The organism is Streptomyces sp. NPDC054956, from assembly GCF_053609185.1.
Genome location: NZ_JBSGXB010000139.1, coordinates 1 through 18385, shown reverse-complemented (window position 1 = coordinate 18385; position 18385 = coordinate 1). Strand labels below are relative to the sequence as shown.

Sequence of the window (18385 nt, the reverse complement as noted above, 5' to 3'; positions counted from 1 at the left end):
GTACGGACTCCACGTGGTGTCCGGCCCCGGCGGGAACGCTGCGAGCAGCGGGGGTTACTTCTTGCGGCGGCGGCCGCCCGCGGCCTTGGCGGCCTTGCGGCGCTCCGCACGCGTCATGCCGGAGTCGTCACCGGACTCCGACTCGAAGTCGCCCTCGACGACGCCGCCCTCTCCGTCGACCGTCGGCGCGGAGAAGTGCAGCCGGTCCGGACGCTGCGGGGCCTCCAGGCCCTTCGCCCGGATCTCCGGCTTGGTCAGGGACGGGGCCGCGTCCTGCACCGGCACCTCCTCGACCTGCTGCTCGACCTGGACCTCCAGGTTGAACAGGTAGCCGACCGACTCCTCCTTGATGCCCTCCTGCATGGCGTTGAACATGTCGAAGCCCTCGCGCTGGTACTCGACCAGCGGGTCCTTCTGGGCCATCGCCCGCAGGCCGATGCCCTCCTGCAGGTAGTCCATCTCGTACAGGTGCTCACGCCACTTGCGGTCCAGCACCGACAGCACCACGCGCCGCTCCAGCTCGCGCATGATGTCGGAGCCGAGCGTCGCCTCGCGCGCCTCGTACTGCTCGTGGATGTCGTCCTTGACGGACTCCGCGATGAACTCGGCGGTGATGCCCGCGCGGTCGCCCGCCGCGTCCTCGAGCTCCTCGACCGTGACCTTGATCGGGTAGAGCTGCCGGAAGGCGCTCCACAGCCGGTCCAGGTCCCACTCCTCCGCGAACCCCTCGACCGTCTCGGCCGTGATGTACGCGTCGATCGTGTCGTCCATCATGTGCCGGATCTGCTCCTGGAGGTCTTCGCCCTCCAGGACCCGGCGGCGCTCGGCGTAGATGACCGTGCGCTGGTTGTTCAGGACCTCGTCGTACTTCAGGACGTTCTTGCGCGTCTCGAAGTTCTGGGTCTCGACCTGCGACTGGGCCGACGCGATGGCCCGCGTGACCATCTTGTTCTCGATCGGCACGTCGTCCGGCACGTTCGCCATCGACATGACGCGCTCGACCATCTGGGCCTTGAACAGGCGCATCAGGTCGTCGCCGAGCGACAGGTAGAAGCGGGACTCGCCCGGGTCGCCCTGTCGGCCGGAGCGGCCGCGCAGCTGGTTGTCGATACGGCGGGACTCGTGGCGCTCGGTGCCCAGCACGTACAGCCCGCCGAGCTCCTTGACCTCCTCGAACTCCGCCTTCACGGCCGCCTCGGCCCGCGTGAGCGCCTCGGGAAGGGCGTGCGCCCACTCCTCGATGTGCTCCTCCGGGTCCAGACCGCGCTGGCGCAGCTCGGCCTCGGCGAGGTCGTCCGGGTTGCCGCCGAGCTTGATGTCGGTACCGCGGCCGGCCATGTTCGTGGCGACCGTGACGGCGCCGCGGCGGCCGGCCTGGGCGACGATCGAGGCCTCGCGCTCGTGCTGCTTCGCGTTCAGCACCTCGTGCGGGATGCCGCGCTTGGAGAGCTGCTGCGAGAGGTACTCGGACTTCTCGACCGACGTCGTACCGACGAGGATCGGCTGGCCCTTCTCGTGCTTCTCCGCGATGTCGTCGACGACGGCGGCGAACTTCGCGACCTCGGTGCGGTAGATCAGGTCCGCCTGGTCCTTGCGGACCATGTCCCGGTTGGTCGGGATCGGGACGACACCGAGCTTGTAGATCTGGTGGAACTCGGCGGCCTCGGTCATGGCCGTACCGGTCATGCCCGACAGCTTCGAGTACAGGCGGAAGAAGTTCTGGAGGGTGATCGTGGCGAGGGTCTGGTTCTCGTCCTTGATGTCCACCCCTTCCTTCGCCTCGATCGCCTGGTGCATGCCCTCGTTGTAGCGGCGGCCGGCGAGGATGCGGCCGGTGTGCTCGTCGACGATCATGACTTCGCCGTCGATGACGACGTAGTCCTTGTCGGCCTTGAACAGTTCCTTCGCCTTGATGGCGTTGTTCAGGTAACCGACGAGCGGGGTGTTCACCGACTCGTAGAGGTTCTCGATGCCGAGCCAGTCCTCGACCTTCGCGACACCGGCCTCGTGGATGCCGACGGTGCGCTTCTTCTCGTCGACCTCGTAGTCGCCGGTCTCCTCGATGCCCTTGAGCGGCTGGCCGGCCTCGCCCTTGGTCAGGCGGGTGACCAGCTTCGCGAAGTCCGCGTACCACTTCGTCGCCTGGTCGGCCGGGCCGGAGATGATCAGCGGGGTACGGGCCTCGTCGACGAGGATCGAGTCGACCTCGTCGACCACGGCGAAGTTGTGGCCGCGCTGGACGAGCTCGTCCTGGGACCACGCCATGTTGTCGCGGAGGTAGTCGAAGCCGAACTCGTTGTTCGTGCCGTAGGTGATGTCCGCGGCGTACTGCTCGCGACGCTGCGCCGGCGACATGTTCGCCAGGATGCAGCCGACCTCCAGGCCGAGGAACTTGTGCACCCGGCCCATCAGCTCGGAGTCGCGCTCGGCGAGGTAGTCGTTCACCGTGATCAGGTGGACGCCCTTGCCGGACAGCGCGTTCAGGTACGCCGGGAGCGTGCCGACGAGGGTCTTGCCCTCACCGGTCTTCATCTCGGCCACGTAGCCGAGGTGCAGCGCGGCGCCACCCATGATCTGCACGTCGTAATGACGCTGGCCGAGGACGCGCTTGGCGGCCTCGCGGACGGTCGCGAAGGCCTCGGGGAGCAGGTCGTCCAGGCTCTCGCCGTCCTGGAAGCGCTGCTTGTACTCGTCCGTGAGCGCACGCAAGTCGGCGTCGGAGAGGTTGACGAAGTCCTCTTCGATGGAGTTGACCTGGTCCGCGATGCGGTGCAGTTTTTTGAGGATCTTGCCTTCGCCTGCACGCATGAGCTTGTTGAAGACGGACACCGAGGTTTGTCTCCTTGCCGGTCGGGCCTGGCACTGGATTCGTGCGCGGGCACGGAGGGTGGGCCCCACCGCAACGGCCATCGTAAGCGAGGACGCGGTCGCGCCGGGAGGTCCGGACCATCCGCGGGGCGGGACTGCCCGGAAATGAGAACGTGCGGGGGGCACGGAAGGTGCCGGGACAAGGGAAAAGTGTTCGCCCCGGGTGCGGCGGAGCACAAGAATCACTCCATGGAGCACACCACCCTGAACACCGCCCGGCTGCAGCTGCGCCCCTTCGGCCCGTCCGACGAGGACGAGGTCTTCGCCGCCTGCCAGGACCCCGACATCCAGCGCTGGACCATGGTCCCCTCCCCGTACGGGCGCGAGCACGCCCGGGCCTTCGTGAGCGAACTGGTCCCCGGCGGCTGGCGCGACGACACCGGTTACTCCTTCGCCGTCCGCCTCGGCCCCGGCGGCCCGCTGGTCGCGGCCGTCGGCGTCCACGTGCACGAGTCCTTCGGGACGAAGTCGTACGAGATCGGGTTCTGGGCGGTCAAGGAACACCGCGGGCAGGGCTTCATGACCGAGGCCGTGACCGCCGTCGCCCACTGGGCCTTCACCGACCTGGGCGCCGTACGCCTGGAATGGCGCGCCGAGGCCGGCAACGCCGGCTCCCGGACCGTCGCCGAGAAGGCCGGCTTCCGCATCGAGGGGCTCCTGCGGGCCTCGCTGCACCGCGCCGACACCATCCGCGACTCCTGGGTGGGCGCGCTGCTCCCCTCGGACCTCGGCCTGCCCTCCGCCCTCCCGTACCTGCCCGCCCCCGAGGGCCCCTCCGACCCGGCCTGAGCCGCTCGGCGCCGTTGGCCGGGAGGCCGTGTCCGCTGTCAGTGGGGCGCCTTAGGGTGCGTGACATGACAGCCGCGCACGCACCCGCACCCGCCGTTTCCCTCTCCGCGGACGAGGCCCGCCGCATCGCCCTGCGCGCGCAGGGCTTCCTCGGGGCGCCCGACCGGCGGGGCGGCGTACGCGGAGTCCTGCGCCACCTCGGCGCCGTCCAGCTGGACACGATCTCCGTGCTGGCCCGCTCGCACGAGCTCATCCCGTACGCGCGCCTGGGCGCGGTCGGCCGCTCCGCCGTCGAAGCCGCGTACTGGTCGGACAACCACGCCTTCGAGTACTGGTCGCACGCGGCCTGCATCCTGCCCATCGAGGAGTGGCCGCACTTCGCCTTCCGCCGCCGGGCCCGCAAGGCCCGCGGCCACCGCTGGCACGTCCTGGAGGACAAGGACCGCTCGACGAAGACCGTCCTGGACCGCCTGGCCGCCGAAGGACCGCTCACCTCCACCGAGCTGGGCGGCGCCAAGAACGGCGGCGAGTGGTTCGAATGGTCCGAGACGAAGATCGCGGTGGAGTGGCTGCTCGACATCGGCGAGGTCGTCTGCACCGAGCGGCGCGGCTGGAAGCGGGTCTACGACCTCCCCGAGCGGGCGGTCCCGGACGAGCTGCTCCACGACGACCTCGACGACCGCGAGTGCATGCGCCGGCTGGTGGCCCTGGCCGGCCGGAGCCTGGGCGTGGGCACGCGCTCCGACATCGCGGACTACCACCGCCTGAGCAACGCGCAGTTCGACTCGGTGGTCGAGGACTCGGGCCTGGTCCCCGTCGAGGTGGAGGGCTGGGGCAAGCCCGCGTGGGCCGACCCGGCGGCCCTGGCCACCGTGCCGCGCGGCCGCCACCGCACCACCCTGCTCTCGCCCTTCGACTCCCTGGTCTGGGAACGCCCGCGCACGGAGCGGATCTTCGGGTTCACGCACCGCCTGGAGGCGTACGTCCCCAAGCCCCGGCGGATCCACGGCTACTTCGCGATGCCCCTGCTGGCCGGCGGCCACCTCCAGGGCCGCGTCGACCCGGGCCGCGAGGGCAGCACCCTGGTGGCCCGCCAGCTCTCGCTGACCACCCCCAAGGCGGCCCGCCCCATGGCCGAAGCCCTCCGCGAGGCGGCGGAGTGGGTCGGCTGCGACGCCATCCGCGTCGACCGCGCCTCGACCCCGGCCGAAGCGGCGGCGGTGAGGGCGGAACTGGCCGCTCTCTGACCAGGACCGGCCCCGCCCGCCCTAGCGGATCTCGAGGATCTTCTCCCGCATCGCGTACACCACGGCCTCCATCCGGGAGTGCAGCTGCAGCTTCTCCAGGATGTTGCGCACGTGGTTCTTCACGGTGTTCTCGGAGATGAACAGTTCCTTCGCGATGTCGCGGTTGTTCATCCCCGTCGCCACCAGCTTCAGGACCTCCAGCTCCCGGTCCGTGAGCCTCGGCGCCGGCACCAGCCGCCGCTCGTCCGTCCGCTGGATCATCGACTTGAACTCCGTCAGGAGCTTCGACGCCATCGACGGGCTGATCTGCGACTGCCCGTCGGCCACCGCCCGGATCGCCGTGGCGACCTCGTCCGTCGAGATCTCCTTCAGGAGGTACCCGGTGGCTCCCGCCTTGATCGCGTCGTAGAGGTCCGCCTCCTCGTCGCTGATCGTCAGCATGATGATCTTCGCGGAGGGGGCCACCTCCTTGATCGAGGTGCACGCCTCGATCCCGCCGCGCCTGGGCATCCGTACGTCCATCAGAACGATGTCCGGCAGCAGGTCCGCGGCCTTGTCCACGGCCTCCGCACCGTCCCCGGCCTCGCCGACGACCTGGATGTCCTCCTCCTGCGCCAGGACGATCTCCAGCCCGCGCCGGAACAGCGCGTGGTCGTCCACCACGAGCACCCGGATCGGCTCTGTCGCCCGGTCCTCCTCACGGCAGCCCGCACCGTCGTCATCGCGCACCGGCCCGAAGCTGTCCGCCATCGTTCCTCCCCCTGCACCGCATGTGCTGAGCTGCTGGGTCAATCCGACGGGAGCGGCCGACGGCTGACTGCCCGACATGATTCCATGCCCGCGCGACGATTCGGGGGCCGGCGAATACAGGCCGACGGTAACCGGCCACCCCGTCATACGGGTGCCCCCGCGCCCGCCGAAGCGAACGCGGGGGCACCGCACGGACATCCGGTATCGCGCGGCATCAGCCGCCGAGCGCACCGCCCGCGCCCGCGCCGTCCAGCTCGTCCGAGCCGGAAGCGTCCGGGTTCAGGTGGATCACGCCGTAGTCATAGCCGTGGCGCCGGTAGACGACGCTCGGCATCTTGGTGTCGGAGTCGACGAACAGATAGAAGTCGTGGCCGACCAGTTCCATCTCGTACAGGGCCTGGTCGAGCGACATGGGTGCGGCCGAGTGGGTCTTCTCGCGGACGATGAGCGGGCCTTCGCCCTGCACTTCCAGTGATCCGATCCGGGTGGTCGGAATCGAGTCCGCCTTCTCGCCGTTGACCGGCTCGCCGTTGCCGTTCAGGGTCGCGGCGTCCGGAACCGCGTCGGCGACCTCGGCCGCCGAGAGCCGTCCGCTTCCGCGACGGGTGTGGCGCTTGTCGTGCTGCTTGCGCAGCCGGGCCTCCAGCTTGTCCTGAGCGAGGTCGAGCGCCGCGTACGGGTCGGCGGCGGCGGCCTCGGCACGGATCACCGGGCCCCGCGAACGCAGGGTGATCTCCACGCGGTCGGAACGGTCGGCCTGGCGCGGGTTGTGCTCCTTGGACACCTCGACGTCCAAGCTGATCACCTTGGCGTCGAGCTTCTGGATCCGCTCCGGATTCAGCTTCTCGGCCACGTGCTTGCGGAACCGGTCGGGCACCTCGGTCTTACGGCCCTTGACGACGATGTCCACGCAGAACTCCGTTCCCGGATAGCCACGCCCCAGGGGCGAAGCGTCTCCCTTTCGCACCAGACTCCGGTGAACACCGAAGCCTCGGACTTGGCGACTTTCACCTCCTCCTCCCCCATCGGCAAGATCTACACCCCACCGACTTCGGAGTCGAGAGACAGCCTCTGACACGAAGTTTCCGAAACGTACGAACGCTCGAAGACATGCGATCCGATGCGTGGGGCCCAAGGCTCGCCAGTTCCTTACAACCGAACATATCCCTCTATGCCGGTTGTCGGCACCCGCTACCGGAACGTACCTCCGTTCAGGTGGCTATTCCCTCTTACTACCTGCAACGATGCGCCTTCCCCGCCAGTTCCAAATCTATTCACAAGTTTTTTGGTCTGTACGAGTTGCGGACCGGATCCGCCCGGCCCCGACCGGCCCGTCCGGGCCTCCCGGACGTACGGAGGAACCCCGGTGGAACCCGCCGTGGCGGCCACCACCGCGGCCCCGCCCACGGGGCCGATCCCCGCGGCACGCAGCGCCCGTACGGCCTCCGCCAGCGTGGCTCCCGTGGTCACGAGGTCGTCCACGACCACGATCCGGGCCGCCCCCGCCGTCACCCGCCCGGCGCCCGGCCGGGCCTGAAGGGCCCCCGCGAGGTTCTCCCGGCGCGCCGGCGCCCCCAGGCCCGCCTGGTCGGCCACCGCGCGCCGCAGCCTCAGTACGGACGCCACGCGCGCGGGCACACCGGCCCGCCGCAGCCGTGCCGAGGCGGCCAGCGCGATCCGGCGCGCGGGATCGTGCCCGCGCGCCCGGACCCGGTGCCGCGCGGAGGGAACCGGGACCAGGACCACCTCCCCGGGCCCGCCCGCGCCTTCCTGACCGCCCGCCCGGACCGCCGCCGCCAGGGCCGCGCCGAGGGCTCCGGCCAGCGGGAGCCCGCCGCGCTCCTTGTGCGCCAGCAGGACGGCTCGTACGGCCCCTTCGTACACGGCGGAGGCATACACCGCGGGCAGCCCCGCGGGGCGCGGAGAGAGGCGTACCGGGCCCGCCCCGGCCCCACTGAGCGCCGACCGGCAGGCTCCGCACAGCACGCACCCCACGGCCCCGCACCCGGCGCAGTCCACCGGCAGCACCAGCCCGGCCAGCTCGCCGATCAGCCCGGCCGGCCCGCCCGGCGCCCGCCACCACTCCCGCATGCCGTCCACCCTGCCCGGCGGGCGCGCGCCGGGGCCACCCCTGTGGACAACGGCGGTGAGGGGCGGCCGCGGGTCAGCCCGGGTAGACCGGTACGCGGCCGCCCGCCGCCACGGTGCGCCACTGCGCCCCCGGCGGCAGCCACACGATCCCGTCCTCGCCCGAGGACGCCACCACCGGCTTCTTCTCGTCCTCGCTCGCCGCGACCGCCACCAGCGCCGTCGCCCCGGGCAGCCCGGCGCCGACCATCGAGCCGTCGGCCAGCATGTACCGGGCCTGCACGACCCCGCCGCTCTCGCGGCCCACCACCAGCAGCCGGCCGCGCGGCGCCCAGCTCATCGCCGTCACGTCCGCCAGCTGCGGGGCGGCCGGCCGCAGCTCCCGTACCGAGACCGCCGATGCGTCGGCCTTGCCCTCGGGCCGCTCGATCCGCCCGATGTACAGGTTCTTGCGGCTCCCCCGCTCCAGCAGCAGCAGCGCGATCCGCACCCCGTCGGGCGAGACCTTCAGCCCGGCGATCCGGGCGCCGTCCATCCCCGACACCTCCACCCGCTGGGCGGGGGCGTTGCCGCCGGGCAGCCGCCACAGCGTCGGGTTCTGCGCGTCCTGGTCCGCGATCCACAGGTCGCCCGCCGCGTCCCAGCTCGGCGCGGTCAGCCCGGCCGGCTTGACGCCCTTCGCGGTCAGCAGCGGCGCCGGCATCGCTCCGGCGGTGGTCAGGCTGACCACGTACAGCCCGTGGTCGTCCGCGGAGACGACCGCCGCGCGCTTCTCGTCGTACGAGATGGCCGCGGAGCCGACCTTGAACGGCGGGTTCCCCGACAGCGGCCCGGGAACCGGCACCGGGTCCTGCTGCTCCTCCCGGTTGGGGTCCAGGTTCATCCGCTGGAGCCGGTCCTCGCTGTCCACGTAGTACTGGTGGCCGGGCGACAGCGGCCGGTTGGCGATCGCGGAGGCGTCCGCCTCGGTGATCTGGCACAGCGAGGAGCCGTCGGCGCGCACGAGTTCGACGCGGTCGACCCGGGAGCCCGTCAGATCCTTGACCGTGTACAGGAGTTGGGTGGCCATCTTCCGGCACTGCGGCCCCGCGGCGTTGTCCGCCTTGTCGTTCAGCGGGACGCGCAGCGTGTTCTGGCCGTCGTACGAAAGGGACTTGGTGCCTTCGCGCAGCTCCGTACCGGTGGGGAAGCTGGAGGCGACGACCGGCCCGAGCCACTTGGAGGGGCCGGCCAGCAGCGATTTGACGGTCTGGGTGGTGGGGTCCATCCGCGAGTCCGGATCGCTGCGCTGGCGCACGTAGACCGGATCGGCCACGAGCGTGGAGCCCGCGAAGTAGTACTTGTTGACCGGCATGTAGATGCGCTGGAAGTCGGATTCGCTCAGGACCAGGCTCCTGGGCGGGGTCGCGATCCGCCACTGCTTGTTCTCCTGCGTGAGCTGGAGGAACTCCTCGTAGCGCCGGTCGCTGGTCTCCGGCTGGTACGCGCTGCGCTCGTCCACGGTCGCCAGCGTCCGGCCTGTGACCCGGAAGCGCGGCGAGGCGGGGTCCTTCTCGCCCTGCACCGAGACCCGGTCCAGGCCGGCGGAGAGCACCGTGACCGCCGAGCCGGGCTTCCAGTCCTTGGCCGCCTCCTCGGTGAGGTACTTGCGGGCGGTCTGCAGCTGCGGGTCGTCGCTGGTCATGGCCTCCAGGAAGCCGTCGACGATCTCCTGCGGGCTGGCTCGGTCGGCCGGCGGCACGCCGAACACGCGGACCTGGGAGTCGACGCCCTGCGAGGCCTCCACCCGACGGATCTCCCCGCGGTCGGGCATCGAGGCGCAGCCCGCCAGCAGCAGCCCGGCCACGCCGAGGGCGTACGCCCGGAGCCGGCGCGCCGTACGCCGCGGGCCCCCGGCCCCGGTCCCCGGCTTCCGCGACGGGGACCACCGGGGCCGCGACCGGCCCGTCTCAGCGCCCATGCGATCCACCGGTTCCACCCGCTCCACCTTCTCCGTCTGCTGTTCCCGTCGCCCCGCCGACGGCCTGCTCGGCCGGCCGGGTCACGACCCGGGCCCCGTTGCCGGGCAGCGCCGTCGGATCGGCCGGCACCGGCACCGCGCCGGCCACCGGGGATCTCGGCGGTATCGGGGACCGGTCCGGACGGGCCGGCGGCTCCCCGGACGGCCCGGACCGCTGCGCGCCCTCGGCGGCCGCCCTGGCCCGGTTGGCCCGGGAGTCCTCGGGCTCCAGCGGGATCGGCGAACCGCGCAGCGGCTCGTCGGCGGTGCGCGGCAGGGTCAGGCGGAACTGCGAGCCGCCGCCCGGCTCGCCCCACGCCTGGAGCCAGCCGCCGTGCAGCCGGGCGTCCTCGACGGCGATGGACAGGCCCAGGCCCGTACCGCCGGTCGTGCGCGCCCGCGCCGGGTCGGCCCGCCAGAAGCGGTTGAAGACGCGGGTGGCCTCGCCGGGCTTGAGCCCGACCCCGTAGTCCCGTACGGCCACGGCGACGGCCCCGCCCGCCGAGGCGAGCCGCACCACCACGTCGCGGCCCTCGCCGTGCTCGACGGCGTTGACCACGAGGTTGCGCAGCACCCGCTCCACGCGTCGGGCGTCGGCCTCGGCTATCACCGGCTGGGTGTCGCCGAGGATCCGGATCCGGGTGGCCTTGTGCTCGGCGAGCGGCTGGGCGGCGTCGATGACCCGGTGCACGACGTCCCGCAGGTCGATCGGCTCCGCCTCCAGCGCGGCCGCGCCCGCGTCGAACCGGCTGATCTCCAGCAGGTCGGCGAGGAGCGACTCGAAGCGGTCGAGCTGTCCGGCGAGCAGTTCGGCGGAGCGCGCGGTGATCGGGTCGAAGTCGGCGCGGGCGTCGTGGATGACGTCCGCGGCCATGCGCACCGTCGTGAGCGGGGTGCGCAGCTCGTGGGAGACGTCCGAGACGAACCGGCGCTGCAGCCGGGAGAGGTCCTCCAGCTGCTGGATCTTGCTCTGGAGGTTTTGGGCCATCTTGTTGAACGCTTCGCCCAAGCGGGCGATGTCGTCCTCGCCGGTGACCTTCATCCGCTCCTGGAGCCGCCCGGCGGAAAGCCGCTCGGCGATCCCGGCGGCCATCCGGACGGGGGTGACGACCTGGCGCACGACGAGCCAGGCGATCCCGCCGAGCAGGACGACGACGAACAGCCCGGCGGTGGCGATGGTGACCTTGACCAGGTTGAGGGACTCCTCCTCCTGGGTCAGCGGGAAGAGGTAGTACAGGTCGTACGGGTCGCCGTTGATGTCGGTGAGCCGCTTGCCCACGACGAGCGCGGGCTCGGGCGCCTTGGACCCGGTCCCGGGCGTGTAGCGGACCATCGAGAACGTCTTGAAGGCGCCGGTGGCGTGGTTCACGGCCCGGCGCAGCTCCAGCGGGACGCTGGCGGTCGGGTCGACGTTGCCCGAGGCCCGGGCGCCGCGGACGCCGAGCGCGCCGCGGCCGGGTGGCTGTTCTTCGCCGGTTCCGGTCCCGGCGCCCAGCGCCGCGACCTCGAAGGCGCTCTGCCCACCACTGGCCAGCTGCTTGACCAGCGAGTTCATCCAGGTACTGGCGTCGCGCCCGACCTTGTTGTCGGAGGCGTCCACCCCGTCCACCGTGTACGGGGTATTGGCCTTCTCCTGTGCGACCGCGAACCCTCCCGCGGCCTGGCTCTGCGCGGCCTCCTCCTTGGCGTCGAGGAGCCCCTTGCTGACCTGTGCGATGACCACGAACCCGAGGGCGAGGACGACCGCGAGCGAGATCAGCAGGGTGGCGGCGACCACCCGCAGCTGGATGTTGCGCCGCCAGAGCCGGACAGCCGGGAGCAGCGGCCGGCGTACGAGGCGTACGCACAGCCGCAGCACGGGGCCGCCGGGTGCTCCGTCCGCTAGGTGACCGGGCGCCCGACCGCCCCGCAGGGCCCCCCAGCGGGAGCCTCCACGGGGCATGCCGGATTGCATGTCAGCTGGGTCCGGCCTTGTAGCCGACACCGCGCACCGTCACGACGATCTCGGGGCGCTCCGGGTCCTTCTCCACCTTGGAGCGCAGACGCTGGACGTGCACGTTCACCAGGCGGGTGTCCGCCGCGTGGCGGTAGCCCCAGACCTGCTCCAGCAGCACCTCGCGGGTGAACACCTGCCAGGGCTTGCGGGCGAGCGCGACCAGCAGGTCGAACTCGAGCGGGGTCAGCGCGATGGAGGCGCCGTCCCGCTTGACGGAGTGCCCGGCCACGTCGATGACCAGGTCACCGATGGCCAGCTGCTCCGGAGCCGGCTCCTCCGAACGGCGCAGGCGGGCCCGGATGCGGGCCACCAGCTCCTTCGGCTTGAACGGCTTGACGATGTAGTCGTCGGCCCCGGACTCCAGGCCCACGACCACGTCGACGGTGTCGCTCTTGGCGGTGAGCATGACGATCGGTACGCCCGACTCGGCGCGGATCAGCCTGCACACCTCTATGCCGTCCCGTCCGGGCAGCATGAGGTCGAGCAGCACGAGATCCGGCTTCGCCTCCCGGAAGGCAGCCAGTGCCTTGTCACCGTCCGCTACGAACGACGGCTCAAAACCTTCTCCACGCAGCACAATGCCGAGCATCTCGGCCAGCGCGGTGTCGTCGTCGACGACAAGGACGCGTCCCTTCATGGTTGACATCATCCCATTAGCTAATCGTTACCTGGCGGTGAGCTGTCCCACAGCCGGAGGGGCTGGAAATCGTCCCTCGGACCTGCGTGGAGATCAGGGCGCCCAGTGTGCCCCGGATCCACCCGACAAATGAAGGCGCGAACGCCTCGCGATCCGGGGGACGGCTGGTCCGTTCGAGGTTGTCACATGGCACGATGGCAGCCGGACCATGCGCCCCGCACCCTGCAGTGCACGTGAAGGAGCGACGATGAACGACTCTCCGGGCTGGGCTACGCCCGGATCCTCCCCGTCCGAAGGGGAGGGCTCCCACGAAACGCAGCCGTCTTCCGGCGCCTCCGGCGGCCCGAAGTGGTCCGCCGAGCAGCCCCCGCCGGGCCAGTGGTCGAGCCCGACCCCGGGCCCGACCCCGCCGTCCCCGCAGCAGCCGCCCGCGCCGCCGCAGCAGGGCGCGGGCTGGGGCTCGTACGGCGGTGGGCAGCAGGCCCCCTACGGCGGCAGCCCCGGAAACTGGGGCAACCAGGCCCCCGCTCTCAAGCCCGGTGTGATCCCGCTGCGCCCCCTGGGCATGAGCGAGATCCTCGACGGCGCGGTCGCCACCATGCGCAAGCACTGGCGGGCGGTCCTGCCGATCACCCTGGTCGTGGCCGTCGCCATCCAGCTGATCATCGTGCTCATCCAGAAGTTCGTCTTCGCCGACGTCGTACTCGAGACGTCCGACACCGCGACCCTCGACGAGCAGCTGAGCACCCTCGGCTCCTCCATGGGTGTGCTCTCGGCGGAAATGTTCGTCCAGCTCGTCGGCGGCATCGTGGCCACCGCGCTGCTCACGATGGTCTTCAGCCGCGCGGTGCTCGGCCAGGGCTCCTCGGTCGGGGACGCCTGGCGCGACTCCCGCTCCCAGCTGCCGCGGCTGTTCGGCCTGACCCTGGCCGTGACCCTCGGCTCGGTCCTCCTGGCCGGCGTGCTGATCCTGCCCGGCGCACTCGCCGGGAACACGGCCCTCATCGTCCTCGGTGCTCTCGTCACCTTCCCGCTGCTCATGTGGCTGTGGGTCCGCTACTCGCTGGCCTCGCCCGCCCTGATGCTGGAGAAGGCGCCGGTCCTCACGTCGCTCACCCGCTCCTCGAAGCTGGTCCGCGGCTCCTGGTGGCGCATCTTCGGCATCACCTTCCTCACCAACCTCATCACCGGCTTCATCTCCGCGATCATCGTCTTCCCGCTGACGCTGGTCGGTCTGATCATGTTCGGCGGCGGCCTCGAAGCCCTCTCCGAGGGCACCGGCAGCAACAACTGGGGCTACCTGATCGTCGTGGCGATCGGCGGGATCATCGGCCTGACGATCACCATGCCGATGCAGGCGGGCGTCAACGTCCTGCTCTACGTCGACCAGCGCATCCGCCGCGAGGCCCTGGACCTGGAGCTCGCCCGGGCAGCCGGCATCGAGAACTACGGCACCACCACGCCGCCGACCGGAGGCTGACGCGGGGATGAGGAGCACGGGGGGCCTGCTCGCACGAACGGCGTCGGACGCACCGCCGGTCACCATCGGCCGTGACGCGGCCCGCGAGGCGGCGAAGCAGGAGCTGTCCAAGCCGGTGTACCACCAGAACGACCCGGGGCTGCTCCAGCGCGCGCTGGACCGCTTCTGGGACTGGGTCGGGGACCTCTTCGACCACGCCTCCGGCGCCACCCCCGGCGGGACCCTGGGCCTGCTGGCCATCGCCGTGTTCGTGGTCCTCGTCATCACCGCACTGTGGTGGCGGCTCGGCACCCCCCGGCGGACCGCCGCGGCTGCGGGCGCCCTCTTCGACGACGGCACCCGCAGCGCGGCGGACCACCGCGAGGCCGCCGACGCACTGGCCGCCGAAAGCCGCTGGAGCGAGGCCGTCCAGGAACGCATGCGCGCCGTCGTCCGCTCCCTGGAGGAACGCACCCTCCTCGACCCCCGCCCCGGCCGCACCGCCGACGAGGCGGCGGCCGAGGCCGCGGTCTCCCTCCCGTCCCACGCGGGCGCCCTGCGCGCCGCGGCCCGCACCTTCGACGACGTCACCTACGGCGCCCGCCCGGCCGACGCGGCCATGTACGCCACCCTGCGCGACCTGGACCTCGCCCTGACCCGCACGAAGCCGCTCCTGACAGGCGCCACCCCATGACCCCGCCCGCCCCGGTCGGCCAGGCCACCGCCGCCCCGCCGCTGCGCCCCGCCGTCCTGTGGACGCGTGCCCGCGGATTCCTCATCGCGTTCGCCGTCCTGCTCGCCGCCGGCGTGACCCTGGCCGCCCTGAACTCCGGCGCCCGGCACGGCTACCTCGACCCCCGGTCCGCCGACCCCTTCGGCAGCCGGGCCGTCGCCGAACTGCTCAAGTCCCGCGGAGTCACCACCCGGGTCGTCACCACCGCCGAAGAGGCCGCCGCGGCCGCCGGGCCCGACACGACCCTGCTGGTCGCCGACCCCGACCGCCTCGGCGAGAGCAGGCTCCGCGCCATCCGCTCCGCCATCGACCTCTCCGGCGGCCGCACCGTCCTGCTCGCCCCGACCGAGCTCAGCCTCCCCGCCCTGGCCCCCGGCACCCGCACCCGCAGCGCCGGGGCCGCCACCGCCCAGGACACCGTCCTCGACCCGGGCAGCTGCGCGCTCCCCGCGGCCGGCGCCGCCGGCCGCGCGGCCACCGGCGGCGGCTTCCGCTACTCCACGGACACCCGCGGAGCCATCGGCTGCTACCCCAGCGCCGGCCACTCCACGCTCCTCGTACTGCCCACCGCCACCCCCGGCGGCGACACCGTCCTCCTCGGCTCCGAGACCGTCCTCCTCAACAAGACCCTCGCCCAGGAGGGCAACGCCTCCCTCGCCCTCCAGCTCCTCGGCTCCCGCCCCCACCTCGTCTGGTACCTGCCGTCCCTCGCGGACAGCGGCCCGGACGACACCGAGGAAGCCGACAAGGACTTCCTCGACCTGATCCCCGCCGGCTGGAGCTGGGCCCTGCTCCAGCTGTTCCTCGCCGCCGCCGTCGCCGCCCTCTGGCGCGTACGCCGCCTCGGCCCGCTCGTCACCGAGCGCCTGCCGGTCCTGATCCGCGCCTCCGAGGCCACCGAGGGCCGCGCCCGCCTGTACCGCAAGGCCGGCGCCCGCGACCGCGCCGCCACCGTGCTGCGCGCCGCGACCCGCGAACGGCTGGCCGCGCTGGTCGGCGTACCGGCCTCCCGGGCCCACGACCCCGCGTCCCTGGTCCCCGCGGTCTCCGCCCGCCTCACCTCCGGCGACCCCGCCGCCACGGCCCCCGACCCGGCCGCCCTGCTCTTCGGCACCACCCCCGACACCGACGCGGCGCTCATCGCGCTCGCCGACCAACTCGACGCCCTCGAAAGAGAGGTCCGCACCTCATGACGGCCACCACGGACAGCGCCCGCTCCGCCCTGGAAGCGCTCCGCACCGAGATCGGAAAGGCCGTGGTCGGCCAGGACTCCGCCGTCACCGGTCTCGTCGTAGCCCTCCTGTGCCGCGGCCACGTCCTCCTCGAAGGCGTCCCCGGCGTCGCGAAGACCCTCCTCGTACGGGCGCTGGCCGCCTCCCTCGAACTCGACACCAAGCGCGTCCAGTTCACCCCCGACCTGATGCCGAGCGACGTCACGGGCTCGCTCGTCTACGACGCCCGCACCGCGGAGTTCTCCTTCCAGAACGGCCCGGTCTTCACCAACCTGCTCCTCGCCGACGAGATCAACCGCACGCCCCCCAAGACCCAGTCCTCCCTCCTCGAAGCGATGGAGGAGCGCCAGGTCACCGTCGACGGCACCCCCCGCAAGCTCCCGGAGCCGTTCCTCGTCGCCGCGACCATGAACCCGGTCGAGTACGAGGGCACGTACCCCCTGCCCGAGGCCCAGCTCGACCGCTTCCTCCTGAAGCTCACCGTGCCGCTCCCCTCCCGCGAGGACGAGATCGGCGTACTGACCCGCCACGCGGCCGGCTTCAACCCCCGCGACCTGCACTCCGCCGGCGTCCGCCCCGTCGCGGGCCCCGCCGAGCTGGAAGCCGCCCGCAAGGCCGTCGAAGCCACCAGCGTCTCCCCCGAGATCGCCGCGTACGTCGTCGACATCTGCCGCGCCACCCGCGAGTCCCCCTCCCTGACCCTCGGCGTGTCCCCGCGCGGCGCCACCGCACTGCTGGCCACCGCCCGCGCCTGGGCCTGGCTCGTGGGCCGCGACTACGTCACCCCCGACGACGTGAAGGCCCTCGCCCTGCCCACCCTGCGCCACCGCGTCCAGCTGCGCCCCGAGGCCGAGATGGAGGGCGTCACGGCCGACGCGGTCATCACCGCGATCCTCACCCACGTCCCCGTCCCGCGCTGATGGGGTTCACCGGACGCGCCGCCCTGCTGGCGGCCCTCGGCAGCCTCCCCGTCGGCATCCTCGAACCGAGCATCACGGGAATGCTGGCGGTCAACGCCCCCATCGCCCTGGCCTGCGCGGTCGACTACGCCCTCGCGGCGCCCGTCCGCACGCTCCGGCTGGCCCGCTCCGGCGACACCTCCGTGCGCCTCGGCGAGTCCGCCGAGGTGCACCTGAGCATCACGAACCCCTCCACCCGCCCCCTGCGCGCCCGCGTCCGCGACGCCTGGCCGCCCAGCAGCTGGGAGCCGGGCACCGAAGTCGCCGCGTCGCGCCACGCGTTGACGATCCCCCCGGGCGAACGCCGCCGCCTGACCACCCGCCTGCGACCCACCCGTCGCGGCGACCGCCTGGCGGCCCGGGTCACGATCCGCTCGTTCGGCCCGCTCGGCCTGTTCGCCCGCCAGGGCAACCACACCGTCCCCTGGACGGTCCGCGTGCTGCCCCCGTTCACCAGCCGCAAGCACCTTCCCTCGCGCCTGGCCCGGCTGCGCGAACTCGACGGCCGCACCAGCGTCCTGACGCGCGGTGAGGGAACCGAGTTCGACAGCCTGCGCGACTACGTCCCCGGCGACGACACCCGTTCCATCGACTGGCGGGCCACCGCCCGCCAGAACAAGGTCGCCGTCCGCACCTGGCGCCCGGAACGCGACCGCCACATCCTCATCTGCCTCGACACGGGCCGCACTTCGGCGGGCCGCGTGGGCGACGCCCCCCGCCTGGACTCGGCGATGGACGCGGCCCTGCTCCTGACGGCCCTGGCCACCCGCGCCGGCGACCGCGTGGACCTCCTGGCCCACGACCGGCGCCCCCGCGCCCAGGTCCAGGCCCGCTCGGCCGCCGACACCCTCCCGGCCTTCGTCAACGCGATGGCCACCCTGGAACCGGAGCTCGTCGAAACCGACTCCCGCACCCTGGTCTCCACCATCCTGCGCAGCGCCCCCCGCCGCTCCCTGGTGGTCCTACTGACCAGCCTGGACGCCGCCGCCGTGGAAGAGGGCCTGCTCCCGGTCCTCCCCCGGCTCACCCAGCGCCACACGGTCCTGCTGGCCTCGGTCGCGGACCCGCACGTGGCGGAGATGACGAAGTCCCGCGGCACCCTCGAAGCGGTCTACGAAGCCGCCGCCGGCACCCAGTCCCAGTCCGCTCGCCACCGCACGGCCGAGCAGCTCACCCGCCACGGCGTCCACGTGGTCGACGCCACCCCCGAAACCCTGGCCCCGGCCCTGGCCGACGCCTACCTCGCCCTCAAAGCCGCCGGCCGCCTGTAGCCGTCCCAACCGTCCCGATCTGGATACGCTGGGCGCGGCACCCGCCAGGAGGACACCACCATGGCCGACCTCGCCCCGGAGCAGCTGTGCCGCCTGCACGAGTTCGCGGAGCAACTCTCGGAGCTGGCCGAGCACCAGGAAGAGACGGTCCCCCACTCCTTCGGGGACACCGTCACCGCCGGCCGCTGGACCCTCGACACGAGCAACCTCAAGAGCTACCCCGCCGATTGGTAGGTCCTGGCCGGGCCCGAAAAGGGTCCGGAACGCAGAAAAGCCCCGCACCATAAGGTGCGGGGCTTTCCCACAATGATTGTTCGGCGGCGTCCTACTCTCCCACAGGGTCCCCCCTGCAGTACC

The 18385-nt window shown here is 72.2% G+C and carries 15 protein-coding genes; 8 read left to right on the top strand and 7 right to left on the bottom strand.

What is annotated here, in order from left to right:
• Positions 1-54: 54 nt before the first annotated feature.
• Positions 55-2829 (bottom strand): preprotein translocase subunit SecA, encoded by a 2775-nt coding sequence (gene secA, locus ACWGDE_RS21740; protein ID WP_453390646.1) that lies wholly within the window; start codon positions 2827-2829, stop codon positions 55-57.
• 228 nt (positions 2830-3057) lie between these two features.
• Here secA and ACWGDE_RS21735 point away from each other — a divergent pair, with 228 nt between their 5' ends.
• Together ACWGDE_RS21735 and ACWGDE_RS21730 are read left to right on the top strand one after the other, a co-directional pair.
• Entirely contained in the window at positions 3058-3657 is a 600-nt protein-coding gene (locus tag ACWGDE_RS21735) for a GNAT family N-acetyltransferase (protein ID WP_453390645.1), read from the top strand.
• Between the two features lie 65 nt (positions 3658-3722).
• Positions 3723-4904 (top strand): winged helix-turn-helix domain-containing protein, encoded by a 1182-nt coding sequence (locus ACWGDE_RS21730; protein ID WP_453390644.1) that lies wholly within the window; start codon positions 3723-3725, stop codon positions 4902-4904.
• Positions 4905-4925: 21 nt separating this feature from the next.
• Here ACWGDE_RS21730 and ACWGDE_RS21725 read toward each other — a convergent pair whose 3' ends face one another.
• The 6 genes from ACWGDE_RS21725 to mtrA all read right to left on the bottom strand — a co-directional run bounded on the left by ACWGDE_RS21725 (position 4926) and on the right by mtrA (position 12386).
• Positions 4926-5654 carry a response regulator gene (locus ACWGDE_RS21725; RefSeq protein WP_453390643.1) on the bottom strand — a complete coding sequence of 243 codons (729 nt, stop codon included), beginning with the start codon at positions 5652-5654 and terminating at the stop codon, positions 4926-4928.
• Positions 5655-5868: 214 nt separating this feature from the next.
• Positions 5869-6564 (bottom strand): ribosome hibernation-promoting factor, HPF/YfiA family, encoded by a 696-nt coding sequence (hpf, locus tag ACWGDE_RS21720; protein WP_453390642.1) that lies wholly within the window; start codon positions 6562-6564, stop codon positions 5869-5871.
• A 281-nt stretch (positions 6565-6845) separates the two neighbouring features.
• Positions 6846-7745, bottom strand: a complete 900-nt coding sequence (locus ACWGDE_RS21715; protein WP_453390641.1) for a ComF family protein — start codon at positions 7743-7745, stop codon at positions 6846-6848.
• Between the two features lie 73 nt (positions 7746-7818).
• Positions 7819-9588, bottom strand: coding sequence for an LpqB family beta-propeller domain-containing protein (locus tag ACWGDE_RS21710; protein ID WP_453390640.1), 1770 nt, complete (start codon positions 9586-9588; stop codon positions 7819-7821).
• Between the two features lie 103 nt (positions 9589-9691).
• Positions 9692-11599 carry an MtrAB system histidine kinase MtrB gene (mtrB, locus tag ACWGDE_RS21705; RefSeq protein WP_453390639.1) on the bottom strand — a complete coding sequence of 636 codons (1908 nt, stop codon included), beginning with the start codon at positions 11597-11599 and terminating at the stop codon, positions 9692-9694.
• Between the two features lie 97 nt (positions 11600-11696).
• Positions 11697-12386, bottom strand: coding sequence for a two-component system response regulator MtrA (mtrA, locus tag ACWGDE_RS21700; protein WP_189747360.1), 690 nt, complete (start codon positions 12384-12386; stop codon positions 11697-11699).
• A 235-nt stretch (positions 12387-12621) separates the two neighbouring features.
• Here mtrA and ACWGDE_RS21695 point away from each other — a divergent pair, with 235 nt between their 5' ends.
• The 6 genes from ACWGDE_RS21695 to ACWGDE_RS21670 are packed head-to-tail and all read left to right on the top strand — an operon-like array spanning position 12622 to position 18262.
• Positions 12622-13854, top strand: coding sequence for a hypothetical protein (locus ACWGDE_RS21695; RefSeq protein ID WP_453390638.1), 1233 nt, complete (start codon positions 12622-12624; stop codon positions 13852-13854).
• Positions 13855-13861: 7 nt separating this feature from the next.
• Positions 13862-14527, top strand: a complete 666-nt coding sequence (locus ACWGDE_RS21690) for a DUF4129 domain-containing protein (protein WP_453390637.1) — start codon at positions 13862-13864, stop codon at positions 14525-14527.
• On the top strand, positions 14524-15759 hold the full coding sequence (locus ACWGDE_RS21685; RefSeq protein ID WP_453390636.1) for a DUF4350 domain-containing protein: 1236 nt from the start codon (positions 14524-14526) through the stop codon (positions 15757-15759). The genes ACWGDE_RS21690 and ACWGDE_RS21685 overlap by 4 nt, the downstream gene beginning before the upstream one ends.
• Complete coding sequence (locus tag ACWGDE_RS21680; RefSeq protein WP_453390635.1) at positions 15756-16718, top strand: AAA family ATPase; 963 nt, start codon at positions 15756-15758, stop codon at positions 16716-16718. Before ACWGDE_RS21685 ends, ACWGDE_RS21680 begins: the two co-directional genes overlap by 4 nt.
• Positions 16718-18028 carry a DUF58 domain-containing protein gene (locus ACWGDE_RS21675; RefSeq protein WP_453390634.1) on the top strand — a complete coding sequence of 437 codons (1311 nt, stop codon included), beginning with the start codon at positions 16718-16720 and terminating at the stop codon, positions 18026-18028. Before ACWGDE_RS21680 ends, ACWGDE_RS21675 begins: the two co-directional genes overlap by 1 nt.
• A gap of 60 nt (positions 18029-18088) precedes the next feature.
• On the top strand, positions 18089-18262 hold the full coding sequence (locus tag ACWGDE_RS21670; protein ID WP_453390633.1) for a hypothetical protein: 174 nt from the start codon (positions 18089-18091) through the stop codon (positions 18260-18262).
• The last annotated feature ends 123 nt before the right edge of the window (positions 18263-18385 follow it).